The sequence below is a fragment of the Candidatus Phytoplasma sp. AldY-WA1 genome, assembly GCF_020312115.2.
Lineage (GTDB): Bacteria > Bacillota_I > Bacilli_A > Acholeplasmatales > Acholeplasmataceae > Phytoplasma > Phytoplasma vitis.
In genome coordinates, this window is sequence record NZ_JAHRHX020000046.1 from 1 (window position 1) to 4,552 (window position 4,552).

The following is a 4,552-nucleotide window of genomic DNA, read 5'->3' on the forward strand; positions in this document are numbered from 1 at the left end:
AAGGAAATTAGATTTATGAATTTTTTTAAAAAATATAATGGTAAAACAAAAATAGGACTAATTTTTATTGGAGTTGTATTAACAACTTGTGGTATCGCATTCGCTATATCTAAATATTTCTCACAGACAAAAGAACATAAAGTAAAAGTTCAGAATAAATTGGCTAGATTAATTGTTACAGAATCTCAAACAAAAGATCCCTCAGTTAACAAACTTTTAATTCCAATTGACTATCCAATGTTAGATTCAAATAATGACACACATAAAGTAATCCACACTTTTAATGGAAAACTTGAAAGCAATGGAAAAAGAATTGAAACAAAGATGTTTTTGAAAACAACATTGAAATATAAAAATAATGAAAATAATAAAATAGGTGAATTATTTAATTCACAACTTAAAATCAATGGTGAAACTTATAGCGACGCAAGCCGTAAACAAATAGTTGCAGACCAAGACTACAAAATCACAGTTGAAACACAACAAAGAGATTTCGCTGATGGTGATTTAAAAGATTTAAACGAAATAACAGTTATTGTTGAATATGAATTAGTTAATTCTCAAGGCCAATCGTTCGAAGGAACACAAGATATCATCCAAACTCCAACCACAAATAGCAACGCTTAATTTATTTAAGATTTAAATTAATTTTAATTTTAAAAATCCTTTTTGAGATTGATTTAAATTACTACTAATAAAATTAATTAATCCTTTTTCTTGACTAGTTAATTCGTCTCATTTCGCTTTAATGTTTGTTGTAATTAATTGTTCTTTTCGTTCAATTAACCGACATCATTTCTGACTTTGTATGACTTCAGGAATTCATTCGTTTTTATGATGCATTATTAAAAATTTTAACTTTAATAATGTTTGTTTTACTAATAACAGTTTTTGTTATAGGAATATTCGGTCCAAAATCTGAAACAACACCAACGACAACGAATACACCAATTATAATTGTAGAATTGAGAACTAACGGAATTCAACCAACTTCAATTATAGATCTAAAATTGAATCAAAATGAAAGTCAAACACCAACAGATTAAAAGATTTAACATATACAACTCTCGAAATTAATGAACGAGGACGTTTTGAATCTTTTTATGAATCAATGTACTGTTATAAAAAATTGTAAATGTTTTTTTAATTCATTTTTAATGACTAATTCTTGTTTTTTAATTTTGTTTTTTATTTTTATCTTAATTTCAAAAATTTTCTCCTTTCTTTTTTTATTCAAATAAATAAATAAAAAAGAAAAATAAAATTGTTCTTAATTTAACAGTTTAACGACATGGTATGGCTGAGTATTTTATTTTTTTACTAAAAACAAAAAAGACTAGTTTTTTAACTAGTCTTTTCGGTATTAAAAATGAATTTATTTACAAAAATTTATAACAGTGTGCAATGACATATCATTGTAAAATTAATATTACCGATTGTTTAAATGATTTTCTTTATGAAATAGACGAAAAATTTAATGATTTTATGGATGATGTTTAAGCAAAACTCGAAATATTAACCGAAGAATTAAAACAAGAATACAAATTAACTGGTGAAGAATTAGAAGATTTTCTTTAATTCTAAAAAAACCATATCAAATTTTTAAAAAAAACAAAAAAAAATCAAAAAAAGGAAAAAAAATTATGTTAACAAACAAAGAAACAAACTTTATAACAGAAACAAAAACACAATCAAAATTTTTACATTATTTTAGTTTTTTATTATTTTTCATGATTTGTATTATGTCAATTTTTATTTACATACATCATGATGCAATTACCCATATTGAAACGAATAATTCAAAAAAATTAAAAATGTTTGAATACAAAATTAATGAACTAGAAAAGAAAAAAGAAGCACAATTATTACAATCATTATCAGCAAACAACACATCAAATAGGGCTGATAATTTAACACAATCAGGTGATGACGAAGGACCAGCATACGATTTCCAACCATCCGATTCTAGGAAATTTTTATCATTTGACAAATTAATTGGATTTAAAGAAGAATTAACAGCGTGTGACGGATTCTTAGATTACTTAAAAAATAAATCAAATTATGAAGGAATCGGTGATGTCGAAGCACCATTAGGAATCTTAATGTACGGATGTCCTGGTACTGGTAAAACAACATTAGCACGCGCATTAGCAAAAGAGACAAATTTACCATTTTTCGAAGTAAGTAGTTCTATCTTCTCTCAAAAATACAAAGGACTTGCACCACAAATGGTCCAAGACTTATTTGCAGCAGCAAGAGAAGCAGCTGGAAAGAAAACGGCGAAAAAAAATGGTACAGTATCACACCGAACAATAATAAATGGTAAAGAACAAATAGAACCAAATGGAGCAATTATATTTTTAGACGAATGTGAAACTATTTTTGCTGATTTAACATCATTGGAAGCTGGTTCTGAAATTGCCAACGTTGTCAACCAATTCAAAACTGAAATGACATCAGCTGACAACCATCCAAGTGAACCAATCTTCGTCATCGGCGCAACAAATCACATCGAACAAATCGACGAAGCTATCAAATCAAGATTCACTTACAATATCGAAGTTAAACCAGGAAACAAAGAAGAACGTAAAAAAATGTTAGAATTCTTAATCAAAAAACGTAATAATCCATACTGTTATGCGTCAGAAGATTATTTATTCAATGTTATTAACGAATCATTAGAGCGCTTGCCAAAAGAACAAGAATTTTTAAAAGCAAATCGTACACTCGAAAACCTTTTAAAAACAGCAGTCAGCGTATTCGCAAGAAACCGTGGAACTGGTGAAGATAAAAGAAAAGTAATTAACAAAGATGATTTAAAACAAGCATACAAGATGATCATTTCACCAAACATTGATGTGTTAAATCAAATAGAAAAAGAATTAACATCTCAATCTAAATAATTTTACTATATTCCGTAGTTGTTTTTTTTAAAAAACAACTACGCATATATCAAACCGCAGCAACACAAACAAAACCTAATCACTGCTCAGTAAACAAACTAAATAAAAAAAAGTCATACTAATTTTAAAAAAAATCAAAAAAGAAAGGAAATGAAATATGATCTCAATAACAATGTTATTTTTTAAACATTATAAAACTATATTTTTACTTATATCAATTATACCTATTATATTTCTAATTTATGGAATGTGTAAATTTTCATTAAAGAAAATTATTATTTCAATTGCAATAATAATTGCATTATTAATAGCTTTTGTCTATCTAACTAAAAGAGAACCATCTTCTAAATACGCAGCTAAAACAGTAGTTCATTTAGATGAAAAACTTAAACAATATGATAATCTTTTAAAAAATTATGATGGACTAAATTCAGACCTATATACTGCGGCAAATAAAGTCAAAGAAGAAATAAAAGAATTACAGGATTCTCTTGATTTAACTAAAGAAGAAAAAGAAAGAGTCGAAAAACATTTAGAAGAAAATGAAAATAAAATTAAAGAAATTAAGGAAAAATGTAAATATATCGAACAAAACATTTGTATCTTGAATAATCAATTGATCGATTTAGAAAAAAAAGAAAAAACAGATGCAGAATTAGCTATAGAATTTTATGAAATAAAAGAACAATTAGCTAAAGAAAAAGATAAAGTAAAATCCCAAATCCCTATTTCACAAACTAGATTCGACGAAATAAAAAATTACATTTTATCATTAGATGACAATTTATTACCAAGCAATCTAAATCCAAACGAAAAAACTAAAATTGAAGAAATAAAAACACCAATTAAATCGACAATACAAGAAAGTCAATTAAGAATTAATGGATATGAAAAAATCATTGTTGAAATTCAAGACAAACTAAAAAATATAAATAATCTAAATAATGAACTTCAATTTAAAAAAGGAATAACAAAAGAATATAATGAAAAAATCCAACGAAAAAAAGATGAATTCCCTACAGCACCAGATGCAGAAACACGTCAACAATTACAAAAAGAACTCAACCAATTACAAAACGAACGTACGGAAATTATTCAACGAATAATTTATATACAAAGAGAAATTGAAGATGAAGACAAAAAACAATATGGCAACATATTAAAAAGCGTTGAAAAAACCAAACAACAATTAGATAAAGAATTTGAAACATTAAAAAGTAATAACGAAAAAACCATAATTGACGAATTAAAAAAAATTTACCAAATCACTAACTAATTACACTCAACTAAAACAGCTGTTTTTTTACTATAAACAAAAAAAACGTTAAACATTAAAAAAATAAACCAAAATACAAAAAACCAATCTAAATAAGAAAGAAGCGAACTGAACCCTAAAACATTAACAACTTTTAATTTAATAACACAGTGAGCACTGTTATAAAAAAATATAAATACTTTTTTTAACACTGCATATTTTTAAAACCTCTTTTCACTAAAAACAAAAAAGACTAGTTTGATTTAACTATTCTTTTCGGTATTAAAAATAAATTTATTTACAAAAAATTATAACAGTGCGACCCCAAAAAAAAAATAATAAAAAAACCAAACTAAATTAATTTTTTAGTTTGGTTTTTTTATATTTAAATTAG

General features: G+C 25.5%; 4 protein-coding genes. All 4 read left to right on the forward strand.

Features of this window, described 5'->3' with window-relative positions; genetic code table 11:
* Positions 1-627, forward strand: a 627-nt coding sequence (locus tag KTO59_RS03440) for a hypothetical protein (RefSeq protein ID WP_284928644.1), incomplete at its 5' end; no start/stop codon positions are given.
* Positions 628-866: 239 nt separating this feature from the next.
* Entirely contained in the window at positions 867-1,046 is a 180-nt protein-coding gene (locus tag KTO59_RS03445) for a hypothetical protein (protein WP_284928645.1), read from the forward strand.
* Between the two features lie 597 nt (positions 1,047-1,643).
* Entirely contained in the window at positions 1,644-2,903 is a 1,260-nt protein-coding gene (locus tag KTO59_RS03450; protein ID WP_284928646.1) for an AAA family ATPase, read from the forward strand.
* Positions 2,904-3,060: 157 nt separating this feature from the next.
* Positions 3,061-4,179, forward strand: a complete 1,119-nt coding sequence (locus tag KTO59_RS03455) for a hypothetical protein (protein WP_284928647.1) — start codon at positions 3,061-3,063, stop codon at positions 4,177-4,179.
* Positions 4,180-4,552 lie beyond the last annotated feature (373 nt).